We start from the raw sequence: 266 nt of genomic DNA, 5'->3' as shown, positions 1-266 counted from the left end.
GTATCAAATGAACGTGAAATTTCCTTTGATAAAATATCTTCTCTTTCTAATTTTTGAATACGCTCTACTTGCTTTAAATATTGTACGTCGTACATTTCATGCTCTTCCGCAATGCGTTTTGATAATAGCTCTGCAAATATTCTTCCCTTAATTAAAACCGATTGGGGATCTTGATAAAAAATATTTTCAATATCCCTACCCATCTCCGCTAACTCAGGGAATATCTCTTGTAGAAAATCAAATGTATATTTCTCCAATGATGTAAC

1 pseudogene is annotated in these 266 nt (G+C 32.3%); it reads right to left on the bottom strand.

Annotated features, from left to right (window positions below):
• Positions 1-266, bottom strand: a pseudogene (locus tag SB775_RS30230) (DNA phosphorothioation-dependent restriction protein DptF); the annotation flags it as partial.

The organism is Peribacillus sp. SIMBA_075 (genome assembly GCF_046534585.1).
Note: the sequence above shows the minus strand (reverse complement) of the source record. Positions and strands in the feature narration are given on the sequence as shown.